At 70.4% G+C, this 20805-nt stretch carries 25 protein-coding genes and 1 pseudogene; 13 read left to right on the top strand and 13 right to left on the bottom strand.

From position 1 onward, the window contains the following. Positions 1–24 precede the first annotated feature (24 nt). The gene (locus ADL03_RS13580) at positions 25–426 is read left to right on the top strand and encodes a helix-turn-helix domain-containing protein (RefSeq protein ID WP_197288296.1); all 402 of its coding nucleotides are present in this window, start codon (positions 25–27) and stop codon (positions 424–426) included. 26 nt (positions 427–452) lie between these two features. Here ADL03_RS13580 and ADL03_RS13575 read toward each other — a convergent pair whose 3' ends face one another. Together ADL03_RS13575 and ADL03_RS13570 are read right to left on the bottom strand one after the other, a co-directional pair. Beyond that, positions 453–731, bottom strand: coding sequence for a hypothetical protein (locus tag ADL03_RS13575; RefSeq protein ID WP_053733713.1), 279 nt, complete (start codon positions 729–731; stop codon positions 453–455). A gap of 228 nt (positions 732–959) precedes the next feature. Further along, positions 960–1991 carry a hypothetical protein gene (locus tag ADL03_RS13570; RefSeq protein ID WP_053733712.1) on the bottom strand — a complete coding sequence of 344 codons (1032 nt, stop codon included), beginning with the start codon at positions 1989–1991 and terminating at the stop codon, positions 960–962. A 95-nt stretch (positions 1992–2086) separates the two neighbouring features. On the opposite strand from ADL03_RS13570, the gene ADL03_RS13565 reads away from it, so the two are divergent. Then, positions 2087–2623 (top strand): GNAT family N-acetyltransferase, encoded by a 537-nt coding sequence (locus ADL03_RS13565; protein ID WP_197288295.1) that lies wholly within the window; start codon positions 2087–2089, stop codon positions 2621–2623. 247 nt (positions 2624–2870) lie between these two features. On the opposite strand, the gene ADL03_RS46885 is transcribed toward ADL03_RS13565, so the two are convergent. After that, the gene (locus ADL03_RS46885; RefSeq protein ID WP_157528571.1) at positions 2871–3233 is read right to left on the bottom strand and encodes a hypothetical protein; all 363 of its coding nucleotides are present in this window, start codon (positions 3231–3233) and stop codon (positions 2871–2873) included. A gap of 520 nt (positions 3234–3753) precedes the next feature. Next, positions 3754–4881 carry an epoxide hydrolase family protein gene (locus tag ADL03_RS13555; protein WP_053733709.1) on the bottom strand — a complete coding sequence of 376 codons (1128 nt, stop codon included), beginning with the start codon at positions 4879–4881 and terminating at the stop codon, positions 3754–3756. A gap of 53 nt (positions 4882–4934) precedes the next feature. Here ADL03_RS13555 and ADL03_RS13550 point away from each other — a divergent pair, with 53 nt between their 5' ends. Next, the gene (locus tag ADL03_RS13550) at positions 4935–5942 is read left to right on the top strand and encodes a YafY family protein (RefSeq protein ID WP_053733708.1); all 1008 of its coding nucleotides are present in this window, start codon (positions 4935–4937) and stop codon (positions 5940–5942) included. A gap of 71 nt (positions 5943–6013) precedes the next feature. Here the strand turns inward: ADL03_RS13550 and ADL03_RS13545 are convergent, their stop codons facing one another. Continuing rightward, a complete protein-coding gene (locus tag ADL03_RS13545) occupies positions 6014–8128 on the bottom strand; it encodes a tetratricopeptide repeat protein (RefSeq protein ID WP_053733707.1) in 2115 nt (704 codons plus the stop codon). Between the two features lie 108 nt (positions 8129–8236). On the opposite strand from ADL03_RS13545, the gene ADL03_RS13540 reads away from it, so the two are divergent. The 5 genes from ADL03_RS13540 (at position 8237) to ADL03_RS13520 (ending at position 10620) form a co-directional block, all read left to right on the top strand. After that, on the top strand, positions 8237–8539 hold the full coding sequence (locus tag ADL03_RS13540; RefSeq protein ID WP_053733706.1) for a hypothetical protein: 303 nt from the start codon (positions 8237–8239) through the stop codon (positions 8537–8539). Continuing rightward, the gene (locus ADL03_RS13535) at positions 8533–8817 is read left to right on the top strand and encodes a hypothetical protein (protein WP_197288294.1); all 285 of its coding nucleotides are present in this window, start codon (positions 8533–8535) and stop codon (positions 8815–8817) included. Before ADL03_RS13540 ends, ADL03_RS13535 begins: the two co-directional genes overlap by 7 nt. A gap of 224 nt (positions 8818–9041) precedes the next feature. Next, positions 9042–9380, top strand: coding sequence for a hypothetical protein (locus ADL03_RS13530; protein WP_157528569.1), 339 nt, complete (start codon positions 9042–9044; stop codon positions 9378–9380). A 9-nt stretch (positions 9381–9389) separates the two neighbouring features. Beyond that, a complete protein-coding gene (locus ADL03_RS13525) occupies positions 9390–10058 on the top strand; it encodes a hypothetical protein (RefSeq protein ID WP_197288293.1) in 669 nt (222 codons plus the stop codon). A 40-nt stretch (positions 10059–10098) separates the two neighbouring features. Next, on the top strand, positions 10099–10620 hold the full coding sequence (locus ADL03_RS13520; RefSeq protein ID WP_053733703.1) for a GNAT family N-acetyltransferase: 522 nt from the start codon (positions 10099–10101) through the stop codon (positions 10618–10620). Between the two features lie 81 nt (positions 10621–10701). Here ADL03_RS13520 and ADL03_RS13515 read toward each other — a convergent pair whose 3' ends face one another. The 4 genes and pseudogenes from ADL03_RS13515 to ADL03_RS13500 form a co-directional block, all read right to left on the bottom strand. Beyond that, entirely contained in the window at positions 10702–11169 is a 468-nt protein-coding gene (locus ADL03_RS13515) for an SRPBCC family protein (protein WP_053733702.1), read from the bottom strand. Positions 11170–11242: 73 nt separating this feature from the next. Continuing rightward, positions 11243–11620 carry a hypothetical protein gene (locus tag ADL03_RS13510; RefSeq protein WP_053733701.1) on the bottom strand — a complete coding sequence of 126 codons (378 nt, stop codon included), beginning with the start codon at positions 11618–11620 and terminating at the stop codon, positions 11243–11245. 84 nt (positions 11621–11704) lie between these two features. Beyond that, positions 11705–12624 (bottom strand): annotated as a pseudogene (locus tag ADL03_RS13505) (NADP-dependent oxidoreductase). A gap of 46 nt (positions 12625–12670) precedes the next feature. Further along, the gene (locus ADL03_RS13500; protein WP_053733700.1) at positions 12671–13309 is read right to left on the bottom strand and encodes an HD domain-containing protein; all 639 of its coding nucleotides are present in this window, start codon (positions 13307–13309) and stop codon (positions 12671–12673) included. A gap of 181 nt (positions 13310–13490) precedes the next feature. Between ADL03_RS13500 and ADL03_RS13495 the strand changes: the two genes are divergently transcribed. Then, positions 13491–14447 carry a GlxA family transcriptional regulator gene (locus tag ADL03_RS13495; protein WP_053733699.1) on the top strand — a complete coding sequence of 319 codons (957 nt, stop codon included), beginning with the start codon at positions 13491–13493 and terminating at the stop codon, positions 14445–14447. Positions 14448–14465: 18 nt separating this feature from the next. Here ADL03_RS13495 and ADL03_RS13490 read toward each other — a convergent pair whose 3' ends face one another. The 3 genes from ADL03_RS13490 to ADL03_RS13480 are packed head-to-tail and all read right to left on the bottom strand — an operon-like array spanning position 14466 to position 16228. Next, positions 14466–14675 carry a DUF2795 domain-containing protein gene (locus ADL03_RS13490; protein ID WP_053733698.1) on the bottom strand — a complete coding sequence of 70 codons (210 nt, stop codon included), beginning with the start codon at positions 14673–14675 and terminating at the stop codon, positions 14466–14468. Positions 14676–14729: 54 nt separating this feature from the next. After that, positions 14730–15530, bottom strand: a complete 801-nt coding sequence (locus tag ADL03_RS13485) for an MOSC domain-containing protein (RefSeq protein ID WP_053733697.1) — start codon at positions 15528–15530, stop codon at positions 14730–14732. Between the two features lie 50 nt (positions 15531–15580). Beyond that, positions 15581–16228: an NAD(P)-dependent oxidoreductase gene (locus ADL03_RS13480; RefSeq protein ID WP_053733696.1), complete on the bottom strand. Its 648-nt coding sequence runs from the start codon at positions 16226–16228 to the stop codon at positions 15581–15583. 89 nt (positions 16229–16317) lie between these two features. Here ADL03_RS13480 and ADL03_RS13475 point away from each other — a divergent pair, with 89 nt between their 5' ends. The 3 genes from ADL03_RS13475 (at position 16318) to ADL03_RS13465 (ending at position 19075) form a co-directional block, all read left to right on the top strand. Beyond that, entirely contained in the window at positions 16318–16710 is a 393-nt protein-coding gene (locus ADL03_RS13475) for a helix-turn-helix domain-containing protein (RefSeq protein WP_053733695.1), read from the top strand. 117 nt (positions 16711–16827) lie between these two features. Further along, the gene (locus ADL03_RS13470) at positions 16828–18021 is read left to right on the top strand and encodes an FAD-dependent monooxygenase (protein ID WP_053733694.1); all 1194 of its coding nucleotides are present in this window, start codon (positions 16828–16830) and stop codon (positions 18019–18021) included. Between the two features lie 64 nt (positions 18022–18085). Next, the gene (locus tag ADL03_RS13465; RefSeq protein ID WP_053733693.1) at positions 18086–19075 is read left to right on the top strand and encodes a BtrH N-terminal domain-containing protein; all 990 of its coding nucleotides are present in this window, start codon (positions 18086–18088) and stop codon (positions 19073–19075) included. A gap of 59 nt (positions 19076–19134) precedes the next feature. Here the strand turns inward: ADL03_RS13465 and ADL03_RS13460 are convergent, their stop codons facing one another. Next, on the bottom strand, positions 19135–19815 hold the full coding sequence (locus tag ADL03_RS13460; protein WP_053733692.1) for an SDR family NAD(P)-dependent oxidoreductase: 681 nt from the start codon (positions 19813–19815) through the stop codon (positions 19135–19137). A 93-nt stretch (positions 19816–19908) separates the two neighbouring features. Here ADL03_RS13460 and ADL03_RS13455 point away from each other — a divergent pair, with 93 nt between their 5' ends. After that, positions 19909–20763: a helix-turn-helix domain-containing protein gene (locus ADL03_RS13455; protein WP_053733691.1), complete on the top strand. Its 855-nt coding sequence runs from the start codon at positions 19909–19911 to the stop codon at positions 20761–20763. Positions 20764–20805: the final 42 nt, after the last annotated feature.

The following is a 20805-nucleotide window of genomic DNA, read 5'->3' as shown; positions in this document are numbered from 1 at the left end:
CGACTATCCGAGCGGAGCGCGGCCATGGACAAGAAGGCACCTGCAGGTAACCCCTCGCGCCCCAACCCGTTGCCCGGCTGCCCAATGGCCGCCGCGTTCGCCGCGATCGGCGGCAAGTGGAAGCTGACGCTGCTGTACTGGCTGGCCCACGGGGAGTCCCACTTCGCGGGCCTGCGCCGCCGCGGCACGCCGATCACGTCGAAGGTGCTGGCCGAACAGCTGCGCGAGCTGGAGGCCGACGGGCTCGTCGAACGGGTGGTGACCGGTCCGGTCCCGGCGCCGGTGATCTACCGGCTCACCCCCTACGGAACCACCGTCCTGCCCGTGGTCGAAGGGGTCCGGGTGTGGGGCGAGGCCCACCTGCGGCGCACCCCCGGCGCGCCGGCGACGAACCCGGTGATGAGCTGTGCCAACGCGATCCCGTGACGAGCCCGCGGCCCCGTCTGTCCACTTCAGACGGTGATCAGGCACCCGTGGTCGTCGCGCGCGGCCGCGTCCTCGTCGTCGAACCAGTGGCCGTCCGGCCCGAGGTAGCGGAACCGCAGGGTGGTGCCGCGCGGGACGAGGACGGTCGCGGTGCGGCGGCCGTTGGAACGGGCCCGCAGCTGGGTCGCCCCCGGCGTCCAGTCGTTGAAGTCGCCGACCACGCTGACGGGCCCCGACGGCTCATGCCGGGGCAGCGCCCAGGTCACCCGCATCTGCTGGTCCTTCGCGGGCACGATTTGGATCATCGAGACGTCGTTCCTCTCACGCTTCGCGGTTGCCGTGTTGGTGGTGCCGCGCCAGCCTGACGAGGAGTCGCGCTTCTGACGAGCCGACGCGCCTGTGCGCACGGCACAGTCGCCGGATCGGGTGGTGCTCGCTCCGGGGGGTCACGTGCGGTGACTCTTCTACCGGGCCATGAAGGTGTCCCGGTCGTGAACGAACTCGCCGGTGCGGACCGCGAGCTGACCGAGCCGTCAGGGCGCCGCCCGGTAGCCGAAGTCCTGACCCGGTGCGAGCTCGAGGAGCCCGTCGAGCGCGGAGACGGTCTGCCGGCCCCAGGCGTTGGAGACCAGCCAGGTGACGCCGCCGTCGTGGATCGGGTGGCCGGTGAACCACTTGTGGACGTTGTTGCCGAAACTCCGGTACTCCTGGGTGAACCGCTCGATGAGCTCGGTGCCCGTGAAGGTGCCCGAGGTCGAGATGATCCGTGAACTCGGCAGGACCTCGGCGATGGCGGCCATCGGTACACCGGCGGAGTGCAGCCGCTGAACCAGTTCGAGGATCGCCCAGCGCTTCCGGAGCGGCTTCGACTCCCCGTCCGGGCCCGAGATCACGTACTGCGTCCAGTCCCGCCCGCTGCTCGCCGTGCGGACCGCCTGTTCGCGGTTGCGCAGCCGGATGGTGAACTCCTCGGCCTCGGGCAGCGGAATCAGCTGGGTGATGTCGAGCAGGATCCGGTCGCCCACCCGGTGCGGGATCAGCCTCGTGCAGGTGATGTCGAGGCCGTAGGTGGTGGTGAGCCACAGAACCGTCGTGGTGATCTCCGTGCCGAAGCCGGCGGACACCAGCACGATGCGCACGTCCCCGGACAACTCCTCGGTACCGCCGAGCCAGCCGGTGAGGACCTTCCGCCCCTCGCCGCACCGATCGGGGCCCACCCGCGCCAGGTGCCGCTCGAACACGTCCACGACCTGGTCGAACGTCAGGGCCGACACCATGGCCGCGTACCGCAACGCCTGCAGCTCCAGGTGACCGCCGTGGTAGGTGCGCTTGAGCTCCACCACGACGACACGGGCGTCCCGATCGACGCACAGCAGGTCGATCCGCCGGTCGCTCCCCTCGAAGTCGCCGAACTCCTCGGCGATGACCAGGAGGCTGTCGTCGACCGGGGAGATGTCGTCGCGCAGCAGGCGTTGCAGATCCCGCCGTTCCCAGATCCCCTCGGTGGCGAAGTCCGTCGGCGGTATCGCCTGCAACGCATCGGCCGTCATCTCGAACAAGGCCACCGGTACCCCTCTCGATCCACACCGTACGAGGAGGGTGTCGCCGGCGCCTGGCTCCGCGTAACAGCCCGAGGTCTCTCCGGCGCAGAATGGCGACCATGACGATCACGTTGTCCGTGCCGAAGACCGGGGCAGCCGTCGCCCTGCAGCTGCGCCCGTGGCGGCGGGACGACCTAACCGCGCTGCTCGCGGCGCACCGCGACCCGTCGCTGCGCCGCTGGCTGGCCACGTCGCTGGCCGACGAGACCGCTGCCCTGCGGTGGCTGGACGCACAGGCCGACGGCTGGGCGTCCTCGACACGGTTCAGCTTCGCCGTGGTCGCCGATGAGGACGGACCGCCCATCGGGCACGTGGTGGTGAAGGCCGCGGCCGCCGGTGTGGCGGAGGTCGGTTACTGGACCGCGGCCGCGGCCCGGGGGCAGGGCGTCGCCGCCCGTGCCCTGGACGCCGCCTCGCGGTGGGCGCTGGGCACACAGGCCCTGTCCCGATTGGAACTGCTCCACGCGAAGGGCAACCAGGCCTCCTGCCGGGTGGCGGAGAAGTGCGGCTTCGTCCTGGACGAGCTGCTATCAGCGGCGCCGCCCGCGTTCCCGGACAGCGGGCACCGGCACGTGCGCACACCGTCGGGAGGCTGACATATCATGACAGCGCATCGAGCCGGCGCAATGCTGTCCTGCTGAGCGCCCAGCCTCACATCCGGTTGTCCGCCTTTCCCTTGGACCGCAACGCCAGCAAGCCGTGCAACATCATTGGCTTCTGATACCGCTGACACATCACGATGACCTGCTGGTTCACCAGCCCGGTGCACCTATCATTCGCTTCCATAACTGGCCAGTTGAGACACCTTTTCACATGCGACCTCGACGAACACCTGAAAAATCATCAATCATGCACCCCTGAATCCTGCCAGCCGACACCACGGCGCACCGTCACCCGCTTACACACAACGAAGCCTTTGCGAGCATCATCCGAAACCCAGAAGTTCACAAACCCGCGTCCGTAGCGATCCGGCCCTTGCAAGAACTCGTCCATCTCCAAGGAATCGATCGCGGCCTCCACCGCAAGTTTTTTGTAAGCTGACGCGAGCTTCATCCCGATCACGTCCAGGAAGACCACGTCGACATAAAGGTCGTATTCTTCACCGGGACGACCACGCAGGACCAATTTTCGATGTGACTTGCTGTAAGACCACAGCTCAAAAGGGTGCTCAAAGTACAGAGGTGGAGATTCATCGCCTTCCGGCATTTTTCGACACCTTTCACCAGACTGAGACCACGCGAACGAATTGCTGCCATTAACCCATCGAACGCGGACTGCACTTCAGGCAGCGCCGTTTTGATTATTGCCAACTCCCAAGCAGTCAAATCTGACGCAAACGGGTTTTTCAGTCTTGCAGTCTCAACCCACCTAGCAGGAATTATAATTCCCTCGACATTAAGATGAATGATAGTCTCACCGCGATGTGGAACGGTGGAGCGCAGCGGCGGCTCGAGAACGATCAACCAGGTAAGTCGTTCACCCTCGAGTTCATCACCCCGATCGAAGCCGATTACGCCGTCGGGGCCCGGCATCACCACCGCCTTCCCCAGGGTATCGCCTTGGCGCCGAACAGGATTGATTCGAACGACTATATTGGGAAGACTTCGAAACCGTTGTCAGGACTGCCCTGCCGCTAGGCCCGCGGCGCTAACTCCGTGACGACAGGTGCGGCGACCAAACAGATCGGCCACCTGCCGTCGTGGCAGGTGGCCGATCGGCGTTCGGGTCAGGCGCGGAAGAACGTCCGCAGGTCCCCGGCGAGGACGTCCGGGCGTTCCATCGCCGCGAAGTGCCCGCCGTCGGGGAACTCCGACCAGTGCACGATGTTCGAGTTGTCCCGCTCGGCGAAGGCCCGGATCGTCTTGAAGTCGTCGGCGAAGACCGCGACGCCGGTGCGCGACGGGTTCACCGCCGGCTCGTGGCCCGCCTTGGCCTCCTCGAAGTGGTAGCGGCCGGCGGTCGCCTGGGTGTTGGTGAACCAGTAGAGCGAGACCTGGGTCAGGATCTGGTCCGTCGTGACGAGGCTCGCCCCGTTGCCGAAGTTGTTGAACAGCTCGCTGTACGCGAGCTGCCCGACCGGCGAGTCGGCGATGGCGGCACCGACGGTCTGCGGGCGCGTCGCGTTCATCTGGTTGTAGCCGCCGACGGACTGGAACCATTCGAGGTGCTGGAGCGCGGCGTAGTCCTTCGGCTCGAGCTTCTCGAACTCGGCCGGGTCGCCGGAGGGGAACGAGAAGAGCTGCAGCACGTGCAGGCCGAGGAAGCCCTCCGGCTCCAGGAGGCCGAGCTCGCGAGAGATCATCGCACCGCCGTCGCTGCCGTGCGCGCCGTAGGAGTCGTACCCGAGGCGTCGCATCAGCTTGTCGAACGTCTCCGCCACCTTCCGCATGGTCCAGCCGCGACCGGTGAGCGGCGTGCTGAAGCCGAAGCCGGGGATCGACGGCACCACGACCGAGAACGCGTCCGCCGCGTCACCGCCGTGCGCGACCGGGTCGGTGAGCGGGCCGATCAGGTCGAGGTAGTCGACGAACGAGCCGGGGTAGGTGTGCAGCAGCAGCAACGGCGTCGCGTTGTCCTCTTTGGACGGCACATGGATGAAGTGGACGTTCTGCCCGTCGATCTCGGTGAGGTGGTGGGGGAACTCGTTCATCCGCGCTTCCTGCGCCCTCCAGTCGAACTTGGTGCGCCACTGGTCGACCGTCTCGCCGAGGTAGCTGTTCGGGGTGCCGTACTCCCAGTCGTCGGTGGGCGCCGGGCGCGGCAGCCGCGTGCGGGCGAGACGCTCGTCGAGGTCGTCCAGGTCGGCCTGGGGAACGTCGATGCGGAACGGGCGGATCTCGCTGTTGTTCGTCATGGGACAGACTCTAAAAGCCGTATAGGAACAGTACGTTCCTATATACTCGGCTCATGCTCGAAACTTCGTCCCGGCTGCTCGCCCTGCTGGCGCTGCTGCAGTCACGACCGGCGTGGCCGGGCTCCGAGCTGGCCGAACGGCTGTCCGTCAGCGGGCGGACGATCCGCAACGACGTCGACCGGCTGCGCGAGCTGGGCTATCCGATCGAGGCCGTGCGCGGTCCCGCCGGGTACTACCGCATGGGCGCCGGGGCGAAGCTGCCGCCGTTGCTGCTCGACGACGAGGAAGCGGTGGCGGTCGCGATCGGGCTGCGGGCCGGCCGCGGGGTCGCGGGCATCGAGGAGAGCGCCGCGCGGGCGTTGACGAAGCTCGAACAGGTGCTGCCCCACCGGCTGCGGCGGCAGGTGAGCGCGGTGCACGAAGCGGTGTCGGAGGGGCCGGCGAACACCGGCACGAACGTGGCGGATCCGGTGGTGGACGCGGCGGTGCTGGCGACGGTCGCGGCGGCGATCCGGGACTGCGAGCTGCTCCGCTTCGAGTACTCGGCCCCGGACCGCGAGGACGGCGCGCCGCGGCGCAACGACAGCTCGGCACCGTTCGGCGACTGGCCGGTGCTGGTGGAGCCGTACCGGCTGGTGAGCTGGGAACGGCACTGGTACCTCGTCGCGCGGGGCACGGAGACCGGCGACTGGCACACCTACCGGGTCGACTGGATCTCGCTGCGGATGGCGACCCACCGCCGCTTCACGCCGACGCCGTTTCCCGGCGAGGACTACACGAGCTTCGTCCTGCGCGATGTGGCCACCGCGGGCTGGAAGGTGCACGCCCGGATCACCGTGCTCGCACCCGCGCAGGACGTCCTGGCGCGGATCAACCCGGCCGTCGGCGTGGTCGAGGCGGTGGACGAGTCGACCTGCGTGCTCGTGACCGGCGGGGACAGCCTGGAGATCATCGCCGTCTACGTCGGGATGCTCGGTCTCGACTTCCAGGTCACCGAACCGCCCGCCCTGGTCGAGCACGTCCGGAAGCTCGGCAAGCGCTACCTCCGCGCTGCCGGATGAGGCCGTGCGCCGGGGCCGACCGACGCTTTCGTGTGCCGCACCACGACTTCCTCAGGCACCGGCGCGGGCGGTCAACGGCGTTCGGCGATCCTCGCGCGCATCCTGTCGGCATCCGCGTGACCGAGCTCGGCCAGGAGGTCCGCGGCACGTCGCCAGGTCGCGGCGGCCTCGGCGGTCTCACCCGCCGCGTGCAGGGCGTCGCCCAGCCGCCCCAGCGTGTCGGCCTCCTTGTACCGGTCGCCGACGTCGTGGAACAGGTCCGCGGCGACCCGGTGGGCGGCAACGGCCTCGCCGTGGCGGCCGAGTCCGTGCAACGCGTGGCCGAGGCTGTCGTGGGCGGCCGCCTCGCCGTGACGATCACCGTGGTCGCGGTGCAGTGCCACGGCTTGGCGGCAGCAGGTCAGCGCGTCTTCGTGTTGTCCCAGCTGGGTGTGGTACCAGCCGATCTGGTTGAGCGCGTGGGCCCGGCCGACCGGTGAGGTGAACAGCGCAAGCGCGTTCTGCGCATACGTCAGCGCGTCGGCCAGATTTCCCTGGTGTTCCAGGACCTGCGCGATGCTGCGGTTCGCGTTGGCCTGGCCGTTCAGGTCTCCCGCGGCGGCGAACAGTTCGAGGACGGCGTGCGCGTGCGTCAGCGCGTTCTCATAGGCCGCAAGGCGGAGGTGTGTCCGGCTGAGGGCGCCGTGGGTGCGGGCCTGACCGGCCACGTCGCCAAGTCGTTGTGCCGCGGCGAGTGCGACGAGGTTCGTCTCGACCATCCGATGCCAATGCCCGTTGCGGTCCAGGAAGTCGGCCAGCGCCCACGCGATCTGCCAGGCGTGCCGGTCGAACCCGTGCTCCGCCGCCCAGCCTACGGCCTCGACCAGCACCTGCTCTTCGGCGCTGAACCACGCCCACGCCTCGCCGTGGTCCGCGAGCACGCCCGCCGGTTCGAACAGCGGTGGCCTGGTCGGGTTCAGCAGCAGTGCCGCGTCGTGCCCGGTCACGAGGTAGTGGTCCAGCACCCGCTCGAAGTGCGCCCGGTGCTCTCCGGGCTGCTCGACCGCGTACCGGCGGGTCAGGCTGTGCAGGTGGAAGCGGCCGGAACGGTTGCCCGACACCAGGTTCAGCCCGACGAGCTCATCCAGCGCGTGCGACGCGTCGTCGGCCATGGCGTGCAGGGCCGCCGTGCCGATGTCAGGACCGGGATGGTGACCGAGCAGGCGCAACAGCCGCTGCGCACCCGGCGACAACGTGCGGTAGGACCACGACAGCACGCTGCGGAGGTTCGTGCGTTCGCTGTCGTCAGTGGCCAGCCCGTCCAGGTCGGCGCGGAGGGGCAGATCAGGACGGGTGGCCGCACGCGCCGCCGCAACGCTGAGCGCGAACGGCAGGCCACCGCAGAACCGGACGAGGCCGTCGACCTCCGGGTGGTCACCGGTCAGCTGCGTCACCAGCTCCCGCGCGGCAGCGTCGTCGAACAGGTCAAGACGGTGGTGCACGGCGTGGTTGCCCGCGACGAGCCCGGCCAGCGTCCCCCTGCTCGTGATCAGGACCGCGCACGACCCGTGCCCCGGCAGGAGCGGCCAGACCTGGTCCGCGTCTCGCGCGTTGTCGAACACGAACAGCACCCGCTGCCCCGCCGCCATCGTGCGGTAGAGGGCGGCGCGGCTGTCCAGATCGGCCGGAATCCGGTCCGTCACGACACCGAAGGACTCGAGCAGCCTGCGCAACACGTCGGCGGGCCGGGCCGGTTCCTCCGCGTCGAAACCGCGCAGGTCGACGTAGACCTGCCCGTCCGGGAAGTGCTGGGCGGCCCCACGCGCCCAGTGCACCGCGAGCGTCGTCTTGCCGATCCCCGGTGCACCACTGATGACCACGATCCGCGACGAGTCGAGCAGGTGGGCGTCGAGCAGGCCGAGCTCCTCGGCGCGGCCGACGAAGTGCACCACCGAGTCCGGTAGCTCCCTGGGCATCGGCGCGGCCGACGCCTCGTGCGCCGCCGCCCACAACCGTTGCAGCTGCGGCACATCCCCCTGCAACGCCGTTACCAGCGCTTCGGCGACGTGCCACGTCGGCAGCCGGTTGCCGTTGACGGCCTGCGACAGGACCGTGCGCCCATAACCCGTGAGCTTGGCCAGTGTCCGGAAGTCCGGCTTCCCGGCCCGCACGTGCAGCGCCCGCAGAACGGCGGCGAATTCCCGCACAGCTGGACTTGTTCGCGGTTTGTTCGCGCCACGTGCGGATCTCTCGTCAGAGCGCCTGCGGTCGGGCACGGTGGTGATCTCCAATGATCATCGAACGGAAGGACAGCGATGAGGGCGAGGTTCACCACCATCGGCGTCACCGGCGTGCTGGTCGGTGCCGCACTGACGATCGCGGCCCCCGCGGCGTCAGCGGCACCGTGCGGCCTGAGCTACAGCGGGCCGGTGTTCGGTCGTTACGACTACACCATCCGCAACTGCCACGGTTACGCGGTCGACCGCAAGCTCGACATCCGCCGGCCGGTCGTCGGGTACCCCGACGGGCCCTGCCACCACATCCCGGCGAACTCGCAGATCAGCGACTGGACCAGCATTCCGGACAGCGCCTACATCGCCGGGATGAAGTCGTGCTGAGGCGGGCGGCGATCGCGCTGGCCACGGCCGCGGCGCTGACGGCGGCGACCACCGGCTCCGCGAGCGCCGGCGGCCCCTACCGGTACGCGACGTCGGCCGACGTCGGGAACCGGCTCACCGTGTGCGCGGAGGACCTGACGGTCCGCGAGTTCATCGGCGTTCTGAAGCGGGGCCAGACGTTCGAGGTCAAGGGGTTCAACACCGGCGAATGGGTGTACGGCTTCGCCTACGGCAACGTCAACGCGAACGGGTGGGTGCAGAACGGCTGGTTCTGCTGACCACAGGCTGGTGCGGCCACCACCGCACCGGTCCGGACGCGACGAGATCGGCGTGCCGGAGGCCGTCGCTCCGTCCTGCACGCGTCACAGCGCGTTGTTCTTGCGATGACCAGCTTTCCGGATGTCGCAGTCGCAGCCACCAGATCGGAGCTAGACCCGCGCCGCCGAGCCCGGCGAGACTCTTGGTCGTTCGCACTCTAACGATCTATTGCAGGGAGCTCGCAGTGAGCAAGCTGTCCGGTGTTGCCCTCGGCTTTGCGGCGCTTGGCCTGGTGGCACTGGGCGGGGTCACACCCGCCCAAGCGCTTCCCGTCCACGAGCAGGTGGCGAGTCCGATTGGCGTGCAGTGCACCCAGATCTGGCAGTACACCGTCACGAGCTCGGGTGACATGACCGACGCGCAAAGCGGTGGCTCGTTCGTCGGCTGGGCCGTTCCCGGCGACACGTTCAACGTTCGAATCCAGGGCAGTCCCCGCTACTACGGGTTCAACGTGGCGAACGGCAAATGGGGATGGATCCTGTCGAGCAAACTGCAGTACACCGGCAACACGTGGTGCGCGTGATGTGACGGGGTGGTCGCTCACACCACCGGTGGGGGCGACCACCCCGCGGGTGGCAGCGTCGCGCACGAGCGCGCTGTCGCCATGATCCATACTCGCGGGATGCCGGAGGACCTCTCACTCACCGACCACCAGCGGGACCTGCGGGCGAGGTTCCTGGCAGCGCCGACGGTGCCGGCGCCCCCGCCGTGGCGTCCGGCCGGCTGCCCCGTGACCGCGGTCGGCGGGTTGCTCGGCGTCGGGTTCGCCACCGATCCCGGCGACGGCCGCGACCTGCTGCTGGTGGCGTCCACGACCGGGCTCGGGCTGTTCGACACGGTCACCGGTGAGCGCCTGGCCCGCGATCGCGAGTCCGATGCGGGGTGGCCGGACGAGAACGACCTGACCTGCCAGGGGATCGGGCCGATCGCGTCGCGCCGGGTGCCGGTGGCCGGTGTGGCCGGCGGCGGTCTGCACACCGGCGCCGCGGGGTGGTCGGTCGACGTCGTCAGCCCGGACTGGCCGCACCACCGGGTGCTGCTGTCCACCGGGAGTCCGTTCGCCGGCGGCGCGCATGGCGAGACGTGGTGGCACGTCTTCCACTCGCGTTACTCCGAGCTGCGCGCGGCCGGGTTCTCGCCGTCCGGGTCGACGCTGGTCGTGGCGACCAGCAGTGACGTCACGCTGTGGACCAGGGCCTGAGAACGGACCTGCGGAACCGGTGGGTGCGTGGCCTGGCGGCATGATCCTCACCAGCGCCCGCCTCACCCTCCGGCCGTTCCGCGCCGAGGACGCGCGGGTGCTCGCGGACTACCGGTCGGACCCGGACGTGGCGCGCTACCAGGGGTGGGAGGCGCCGTTCCCGGTGGAGGCCGCTGCCTCGGTGATCGCGGAGATGACGGATCCCGCCGAGCCGGGCTGGTTCCAGCACGCGGTCGACTTCGACGGCACCGTGGTCGGTGACGTCGGTGTCGGCCTGCACGAGAACCGCATGCAGGCCGAGATCGGTTTCACGCTCGCCACCGCGCACCAGGGCCACGGCTACGCGACCGAGGCGGTGCAACGGATGTTGCGGCACCTGTTCGTCGAACGGGGCCTGCACCGGGTGTCCGCCGAGTGCGACGCGCGCAACGTTCGTTCGGCGAAGTTGTTGCGGCGATTGGGCTTTCGGCAGGAGGGTCATCGCGTCGAGCACACCTGGATCAAAAGCGAGTGGACGGACGACCTGCTGTTCGGCTTGCTGACGAAGGAATTCAGGGCCTGACGAGGCTGCGCCGCGGCGTTCTGCACCCCAGGGGTAGGCCCCACCTGGCCCCTGGGCGGAACGCCGCGACGCAACGTTGTGTCAGTGCTGGGCGGGACGGTCCACGTCCCCGCGCCAGGCACCGGTCTCCGCACCGTCGCGGTGCTCGATGAACTCCTTGAAGCGGTCGAGGTCGCCCTGGACGCGGCGGTCGAGGATGCCGAGCTTGTCGGCGACGTTCTCGACGAAGCCGTCCGGGTCGATGTCCATCTGCACCGTCACGCGCGTGTGCTCGGCGTCGAGGCGGTGCACGGTCACGACACCGGCGTGGTCAGGGCCGGAGTCGGAGCGCCAGGCGACGCGTTCGTCGGGGTGCTGTTCGGTGATGGTTGCCGTGAACTCGCGCTTCACGCCGGCGATGCTGACCGTCCAGCGGGTGTGGGTGTCGTCGAGCTGCTCGATGCGGTCGACGCCCTCCATGAACCTCGGGAACTCCGCGAACTGGGTCCACTGGTTGTAGACGCTGGTCACGTCTGCCTCGACGTCGACCGACTTGGTGATCGTGCTCATGACAGTGAGCTCCCTACGGGGTGAGTTGAACCTGGAACACGGTGACGAACCGGCCGATGAGGCTGGAGGCGGTTCACCGGCGGAGCCCGAACACACCGCACAGCAACGCCCAGCTCACGGCGAACACGGCGACCTTGCGGCGCGCTGCCCGGTCCGGCAGCGTCAGGCCGAACACCGCCGCGTCGGCCAGGTCGGCGGCCACCCGCGTGGCCACGGCCGTGCGCAGCGGCAGTCCGGGCGTCGCGAACATCATCGCCGCGCCGATCGCGGTGTCCCGTGCGCCGATCGCGGCGATGAGCGTCCGCACCGGGCCCGGCACCTCTCCCCCGCGACCGGCCAGGCCCGTGGGCTTGGCCAGAATGCGCGGGGACACGACGAGTGCGGCGCTGTAAGCGGCCGTCACCGCTCCCAGCACGCGCGTCACCACCACATGAGCACCGTTGCGGGGCATGCCCGACTCCTCTCGACATGGCGGTTCGTCCACCGGTAGAGCGATACCCCGGCAAATCGACTCAGAAACGATGCAATTTGTGACTCACCCTTCCGTGACCTGAACGATCGTCTTGCCGGGCGTGCGGCGGTCGCGGGCGAACGCGGCGGGTGCCTCGGCCAGCGGCCGCACGGCGCCGACCAGAGCGGTGAGCCGGCCGGTCCTGACGCGGTCGGCGAGGTCGGCCAGCCGTGCGCGGTCGGGTTCGACGACGAAGAACACGGCCCTGCCGTTCTCGGGGCGGGTGGTGGGGGCATGGCGATGCTCACGACGGTGCCGCCGGGGCGCACGAGTGCGGTCGACCGTTCGAGGACGTCGCCGCCGATGACGTCGAACACCACGTCGACCTCGCCGGCGTGCCGCAGGTCGTCGGCGGCCAAGTCCAGGAAGGCCTGCGCGCCGAGGCCGAGCACGACGTCGCGGTCGTCGGCGCGGCCGGTGCCGATCACGCGGGCACCGGCCTCCCGCGCGAGCTGGACGGCGATCGAGCCGACGCCGCCCGCGGCGCCGTGGACGAGGACGGTCTGGCCGGTCGTGAGGCGGGCGTGGTCGAACAGCCCCTGCCACGCGGTCAGGCCGGAGATGGGCAGTGCGGCGGCGACGGTGTGGTCGATGTCGGCCGGGAGCGGTGCGAGGTTGCGCGCCTCCACGGCGGTGTACTCGGCCAGCGACCCGTTGCGGGTCCAGTCGGCCAGCCCGAACACCCGCTGGCCCACGGTGAGGCCGGTGGTTCCGAAGCCGAGCTCGGCCACGGTTCCGGACAGCTCGTGGCCGGGGATGCTCGGCGTCCGGTCGCGGCCGGCGCGATCGGTCCACGTCGCCGGCCAGTCGAGCTCGCCGGGGGTGAACCCGGCCGCGTGCACGCGCACGATGACGTCGTTCTCGGCGGCGTGGGGGTGGGGCATGTCGGTCAGGGTGAGGCCGCCGACACCCTCGGCGCGGTCTCGCACGGTGATGGCTCGCATGCTCGAATCCTTTTCGGACAACGGTTCGCGGTGGGTGGCGGCCGGTCTAGCTCGGCCACGGCGAGCCGAGTACACGCTCGACCGTGGTCGTCCGCCGGAAACCGGGCAGGAAGTGGGCGAGCACGTCGGAGTTCACGGTGCCGTTGGTGGTGCCGGGGCGGTTCTTGAGCCCGTCCACGTAGGTCTGCAGGAACTCGTTCTTGAAGTCGCCTCGCGGGTGGGCGGCGACGACCTCGGCCACCTGGTCGTGGTCCAGGCGGTCGAGGCCGAAGCCGAGGACGTCCGTCAGCACGCCCAGGTACGTCGTGGCGATCTCCGGTGTCATCCGGTCGGGGATGCCCGGCGTGGTGTGCAGCGCGATCGCCGTCCACACGGTGTCGGCGGCGGCCGCCGGGAAACCGCGCTCCAGCAAGAACTTCCGGGCGTGGTCGGCGCCGTCGACCTCGAAGCGCTGCTCCACGCCGGAGAACGGGGTCAGCAGGCCGGTGTCGTGGAACATCGCCGCCAGGTAGAGCAGTTCCGGATCGGGTTCGACGCCGAGGGCGGTGGCGTGCAGGCGGCTGAAGTAGTAGACCCGCCGGGAGTGGTGGTAGAGGAGCGGACTGGTCGTCTCGCGGATGAGCTCGGTCGCTTCGGCGACCGCCGCTGTCTCCGGGACGTCCACGCCCGCGATGGCGTTCGGCACGGCTTTCGGCTTTCTGGAGAAGGAATTTGGCCTGCCTCCATGCTGCTCGGCGACCGGCCCGCGGCGCCGCCTTCGTCCTGCCAGGAACCACCCACATCCGGACATGGCGAGAACGTGGCGGCGGTGCTACCAATGACCGGTGCCCACGCCTCGCTCACCTCACCGGTCCGGAAATGCCGAGGTGACCGCCGCACCGCACAGCGTCGCGGTCCTCGTGTACGACGGGGTGACGTTGCTGGACGTCGCCGGTCCGGCGGAGGTGTTCAAGGAGGCCAATCGGTTCGGTGCCGACTACCGGATCGTGCTGCTGTCGCCGACCGGTGTGGACGTGACGTCGAGCCTGGGCGTGCGGATCGCGGCCGACCAGGCCGTCTCCCCCGCCGCGTTCGACACGCTGCTGGTGTCCGGGTCCGACTACTTCCCGCGCGACCGCGTGCCCGACGACCTGGCAGCCGCCGCGCGCACACCGGCGGCGGGCCGGGTCGTGTCGATCTGCACCGGTGCGTTCGTCCTGGCCGCCGCGGGCCTGCTCGACGGCAAGCGCGCCACCACGCACTGGCAGGTGGCGCGCGAACTCGCCGCCCGGTGCCCGACGTGCCGGGTCGAGCCCGACGCGATCTACGTCCGCGACGGCAGCACGTACACGTCGGCGGGGGTGACCGCGGGCATCGACCTGGCGCTCGCACTCGTCGAGGAGGACCACGGACCCGACCTGGCCCGCGACGTCGCCCGCGCGCTGGTGGTCTACATGCAACGCGCGGGCGGCCAGTCCCAGTTCTCGGCGCCGCTGCAGGGCCCACCGCCACGCTCACCGGCGGTGCGCAAGATCACCGATCGGGTGACGGCGGACCCGCGCGCGGACCACTCGCTCGGGGCCCTCGCGAAACACCTCAACGTGAGCACCCGGCACCTCATCCGGCTCTTCCACGAGGAGCTCTCCACGACGCCGGCGCGTTACGTGGAGAGCATCCGCTTCGACTTGGCCAGAGCGCTGCTCGACCAGGGGCACACGGCGACGCAGGCCGCCGCGCTGGCCGGGTTCCCGAGCTACGAGAGCATGCGCCGGGTGTTCGCGGCGAAGCTGTCGATCAGCCCAGCGGCCTACCAGCGCCGGTTCAGCACGGCGCGCCGCGCGTAACCGGCCGTGCCGGGTCCGTCAGGCCTCGCGGCTCTGGTCGACGGCGACCACGTCGAGCACCTCGTCGAACGACCCGTACTGGCGTTCCGGGATGGAGTGCAGCGCGTGCACCGTGTCCTCGTCGGCGTTGTTGCGCGAGGCGTGGTCGACCAACCGGCCCTTGTCCACGGGGTAGCCCACGTCGCTCAGCGCCGTGCGCAGCCGATCAACTGTGGTCGTGTCGCTCATCGCTCTCCTCCGGATCGGTTCGTGACTTCCCCGGCTACCCGCGCGTCCGGGTGACTAACCTGCGCGCGCCGGTCGCCACTCGGTGACGGTGACGTCGTCACCGACCGCGATCTGGCCCGGCGTGAGCACCGCCGCCTTGAGCCCGAAGCTCACCCCGTCGGGTTCGCGGCGGTAGTCGGCCAGGGTGCGCAACGGCTCCGGCCCGGCCCGCACCCCGGCCACCTGGTCGACGAGGGTGACCGCGCACCGGATGGCCAGCTCGCCGAAGCCGATCTCGGCGCCACCGACCGTCATCCGGCCCACCCGGTCCTCGGTGTGCGGTTCCGGCCAGCCGCTGACCACGACGTTGGGCCGGAACCGGTTCATCGGCACCGGATTCGCTCCGCGCGCGGTGATCCGCTCGTTCAAGGCGTCCAATGAGGACAGTGAGAGCACCAGCAGGGCCGTCGGGTCCGTGCCACCGCGGGCCCGGCTCTCCCTGGCCGGCTCACGCACCAGGCGGAGCTGGGTGCCGGCCACCGCGGACAGCCACTCGGCCACCTCGTCGCCCTGGTCGATCCCGGTTCCCGGCCACTTCTCCACGTCCACCGGCCGCGCGTCCCCGTCCGCCGCGACGTCCAGCACCAGCTCGCCGGCGCCGGGGGCGCTCAGCTCCAGCTTCGCGTCCTCGCGCAGCCGGCCGCTGATCACGGCCAGCCGGGGTGCCTCGCCCTGCCACGCCGTCGACCCGTCCGGCTTGACCACCGCGAACAGCCGGTCGTGGGTCAGGCCGGTCGGGGTGACCTCCGCCCGCTGCACGACCACTCCGGCACAGCCCTTGATCGGGTACAGCGTCAACGCGTGGACGGTCGCCATGTCGCCAAGCTACCGGGCGAATCCCCTGGTACGGCAGGGTTTCCGAAATCTCACCAGCCGAGGTTGACCTGCTTCCGGTGGTGGTCGTCCTTCTCGATTAGGTCGACGAACCCGAGGGCGTAGTCCTCGGCGGAGATGGCGCCACCGTCCTCCGGGCGGACCGAGACCTCGCCGCCGAGCCGGTAGCGGCCGAGTCGTTCGCCGGGCATCTGGGCGCCGAACCGCAGGGCCGGACTGACGAACACCCAGTCGAGCGTTTCGGGGGTGGCGGGCAGGTCCTCGATGACGACGGCCGCTCCGGCGCGGATCTCGTCGTGCAGCTCCGCGGGGATGTGGGTCAGGTCGGTGACGAAGCGGTCCGCTCCCGGCGCGGGGCGCAGCGACGAGTAGCCGCCGACGACGTAGAGCCGTGCGCCCGCGGTGTCGGCCAGGCGCGCGATGGTGGCGTAGACGGCGCGGAAGGTGCCGGCCAGCGGGCCGCGGGGAGCGAGTGCGGCCACCACGACGTCGGCGCCCTCGATGACCGCGGACAGCGTCGGCTCGTCGGTGGCGTCGCCCTGGACGTGGTGCACGTCCGGGTTCGGTGCAGCGGGAAGTGACCGGCTCAGCGCGGTGACGTGGTGTCCGCGGGCGGCGGCTTCCGCGGCGATGGCCGAGCCGGCGTAGCCGGTGCCGCCGATGACAGTGATGCGGGACAAGGGAATGCCCTCCTGTGAGGCTCGTTGCACCGGTCGGCGCATGGCACTTACCGTAGGAGAGCAACTCTCCAACGGGAAGAAGGCACCTCGTGGTAACCAAGCAGCCGGAGCCCCTCCTCCACATCCCCTACCCCGCGGACTGCCCGACCCGCCGCATCCTGGACCGCGTCGGCGACCGGTGGACGGTGCTGATCGTGGGTGTGCTCAGCGAGGGCGACGCCCGCTTCTCGCAGTTGCTCCGGCACGTCGAGGGCGTGTCGCAGAAGATGCTGACCCAGACCCTGCGCGGGCTCGAACGCGACGGGCTCGTGCGGCGCACCGTGCACCCCGAGGTGCCCGTGCGGGTCGAGTACGCGCTGACGGCTGCGGGACGTTCCCTGTGCGAACCGTTGCGCGCGCTCAAGCAGTGGGCGACCGACCACGTCGACCACGTGGCGGCCTCGCAGGAGGCGTACGACAACGCGACCTCGCCAGCCCCGTGAGTCGAACAACACGATTCGCCTGATAGTTAGACAAATGCGGTAGTTTGCCCGGTAAGCGGATGCCGGGCGCGCTTCGGCTCTGTCGATCGCTCCCCGACGTGAGGACGTACGTCTGCCATGTCCGCACCCCGCATCCTGATCTCCGGCGCGAGCATCGCCGGACCGGCGCTCGCCTTCTGGCTGAACAGGGCCGGGTGGCGCACGACCGTGGTCGAACGCTTCACCGAACTGCGCGACACCGGCCACAACATCGACGTCCGCGGCGCCGCACGGGAGGTCCTGCGGCGGATGGGGCTCGAACAGGCGGTGCTCGCGGCCGGGACCGGCGAGGAGGGCACCGAGTTCGTCGACGGCCGCGGCCGGTCCGTCGCGGTCTTCCCGCGCTCGGCCACGAACGTCGACGGGGCGACGGCGGAGCTGGAGATCCTGCGCGGCGAACTGTCCCGGATCCTGTACGACAGCACTCAGGACCGGACCGAGTACCTGTTCGGCAACCAGATCACCGGCCTGGACGACACCGGCGAGGGCGTCGAGGTGACGTTGAAGGGCTCCGCGAGGCGGTCGTTCGACGCGGTCGTGCTCGCCGACGGGCTGACCTCCCGCACCCGCAGGCTGATCATGCCGGAGGCGGACATCACCCGCGTGGGCCTGTACACCGCGTACCTGACCATCCCGCGCACCAGCGAGGACAACGACCACTGGCGCTGGTACAACGCGCCGGGGTCGCGGGTGGTGATGACGCGCCCGGACAACCTCGGCACGACACGCGCGTTGCTGAGCTTCACCAGCGACGTGCGCGGGCTGGAGGAACTGCCCGCGGCGGAGGTCACCGCCTTGCTGCGCCGCAAGTTCGCCGACGCCGGCTGGATGGCGCCACGCGTGCTGGACGCGCTCGACGCGCCGTACTACTTCGACGCGATCGGCCAGGTCCGCCTGCCCCGCTGGAGCATGGGCAGGATCGGGTTGCTCGGTGACGCCGCCTACTGCGCCTCGCCGTTGAGCGGGATGAGCACGAGCCTCGCCCTCGTCGGCGCCTACGTGCTCGCCGGTGAGCTCGCCACCACCGGCGATCCCACAGCCGCCTTCGCACGGTTCGAGCGCACACTGCGGCCCTACGTCGCCCGCGCGCAGAAGCTGCCGCCCGGCGTGCCCCGCCTGGCTCATCCGAGGACGCGTGCGGGAGTCGGGGCGTTGCGCACGGTGGTTCGTGCGTTGGGCAGCAGGCCTGTGCAGCGACTCGGGGTGTTCGACCGCCTGTCCCAGACGTCGGCCGACTCCTTCACCCTGCCCGACTTGACCCTCACACGGTGAGAGGCCCCAGGCTGTCGCGGACTCCGGCGACCAGGCCGGGTGTTCGCGCCAACCAGGAAGCCACATGATCATCGACAACGTCTCGTTCCCCGGCGGTCAGCACTGCGAGACCACCGCGCTCGGCGCGGTGCTGCGCCACGACGGTCTCGTGCTGTCCGAGCCGATGCTGTTCGGTCTCGGCGAAGGGCTGGGTTTCGTCTACTGGGACGCCAGGAACATGGACTTCCCGTTCCTCGGCGGGCGGGTCAAACCGGCCGTCCTCACCCGGACCGCGGCGGCCCGGCTGGGGGTGGCGTTGCACGTCCAGGAGACCGGTTCACCCCGCAAGGCGTGGGAGAACGTCACCACCGCGCTCGCCGCAGGACGGCCGGTCGGACTGCAACTGGACTCCTACCACCTCGACTACTTCACGACGAAAGTCCACTTCGGAGGTCATTTCGTCGCGCTGTACGGCTACGACGACACCCACGCCCACCTGGTCGACACCGCCCAGCAGGGCGGCACGGTCAAGACCTCGCTGGCGAGCCTGGAACGGGCCCGCGGCGAACGCGGGCCGATGACCGCCCGCAACCTCTCCTACACCGTCACGAGCCCCGGCGGACGGCCCGATCTTGCCCGCGCCGTGCGGAAAGCGATTGCTGCCAACGCGCACGCGTTCCTCACCCCGCCCATCGCCAACGTCGGCCACCGCGGCATCGCCACGGCGGCCAAGCGGGTGGTGCGGTGGCTCGACCGGTCCGGCGACCCGGCCCGCGACCTGCCGCTGGCCGCCACGCTCATGGAACGCGGCGGCACCGGCGGCTCGTTGTTCCGCGTGCTGTACCGCGACTTCCTCGCCGAGGCCGCCGCGCTCACCGACGACGAAAACCTCCGCCTCGGGCATCGGCTGTACGCCGAGATTGCTCCACTGTGGACCGAGGTCTCCCGTCACGTCGCGGCCGCCGGGAAGACCGGCGAGCAGGACCACCTGGACCGCGCCTCGGCGCTCCTCACCGAGCTCGCGGGCGCCGAACGGCACGCGATGGAGGTCCTGTCCCGCGTCGGCACCGGCTGAACGGCCGGAGGTCCGGACCGGCGCACGGCGTGCTCGGCTGCTGCGGGTGAGCGGCGAGGTCAGTAGTCGATCCGGCCCAGGCGGTTGTGGAACTCGCCGGTGGGGCCGTCCGGGCCGAGCAGGGCCAAGGCGACCGTGGCGTCGGTTCCCTCGGTGACGGTCTGGTGGCCGTTGTGCTGGTTGAGGTCCGTGGCCGTGTAGCCGGGGTCGGATGCGTTGATCCGCATCTCCGGCAGGTTCTTGGCGTACTGGACGGTCAGCGCGATCACGGCGCCCTTGGAGCTGGCGTAGGGGACGAGGAGTCCGTGGTAGGCGTCGTCGGCCGGGTCGAGCAGCGCGCGGGGGAAGCCCAGGCTCGACGCGACGTTGACGATCACCGGGTTGGCCGAGCGCCGCAGGAGGGGCAGAGCGGCCTGGGTGACGCGGACGATGCCGAAGACGTTGGTCTCGTAGGCGATGCGCATCGCTTCGACGTCCAGGTCGTCGAGCGTCCACGACGGTCCGGCGACGGCCGCGTTGTTGACCAGCACGTCGAGGCCGGGCAGGGAGGCGATCGCCTTGTCGACGCTGTCCTGGTCGGTGACGTCGAGCTGGACGGGGAGCGCGCCGAGCTCGCGGGCGGCGTCCCCGGTGTCCAGGTCGCGCATGCCGGCGTGGACGGTGTGGCCGGCGGCGATCAGGCGGCGGGTGGTTTCCAGACCGAGGCCTTTGTTGGCGCCGGTCACCAGGGTGGTGGTCATGTCACCAGCCTGTGCCGCCGTGCGGGTAGCCGACAGGCACCGTTCGACGGTAGGACTGGCAGTACCACCCGCCGGGCCGCGCACCGGGGCACCATGGAGGGCGTGGACGAGTTCGCGCAGATCCTGCGTGCGTGGCGGGACCGGGTGCGCCCGGAGGACGTGGGGCTGCCCCCTGGCCTGAACCGCCGCGCGCCGGGCCTGCGCCGCGAGGAGCTGGCGCTGATCGCGGGCGTCAGCGTGGACTACGTCGTGCGGCTGGAGCAGGGCCGGGCCCGCCACCCGTCCGCGCAACTGCTGACGTCGCTGGCCAGGGCGTTGCGGCTGACCGACTTCGAGCGCGACCACCTGTTCCGCGTCGCCGGGGCGGGCGTGCCGCCCGCAGGGCACGTGCCCAGGCACGTCACGCCGGCGGCGCAGCGGATGGTGGACCGGTTCCACAACGCGCCGGTGGCCGTGGCCGTGCACACCGCGATCTACGAGCTGGTGCTGTGGAACCCCGTCTGGGCCGCGCTGTTCGGTGACCCGTCGAGCCAGACGCGTCTGGAGCGCAACGTCGCCTGGCGGTACTTCGCGGGCTCGATCCCGGTGACGCACACGCCGGAGGACGACGAGATCTACGCGCGGGACCTGGTGGGCCACCTGCGTTCCGCCGCGGGCCGCTACCCGGACGACCCGGACCTCCGGCAGCTGATCGACCGCCTGCTCGCGGCCTCCCCCGGCTTCGCCCGGCGCTGGAAGGCCGGGACGGTCGGAGAACTGCGCAGCAGCACCAAGACCGTGCACACCGCGCTGGTCGGGGACGTCGTCGTGGACTGCGACACGTTCACCGGCGGCCCCGGCGACCAGACGATCGTGGTCATGTCGGCCGCGCCGGGCTCCGAGGACGAGCAGAAGCTCGACCTCCTGCGGGTGATCGGCTTGCAGCAGCTGCAGAGCCGCTCGCGGTGACGCGGCGGCACCGGCGCGCGGGAGGTGCGCCGGTGCCTCCAC

The sequence above is a fragment of the Nocardia sp. NRRL S-836 genome (genome assembly GCF_001279525.1).
In the GTDB taxonomy this organism is placed as follows: Bacteria; Actinomycetota; Actinomycetes; order Mycobacteriales; family Pseudonocardiaceae; genus Lentzea.
This window is presented reverse-complemented; position numbering and strand designations above follow the sequence as displayed.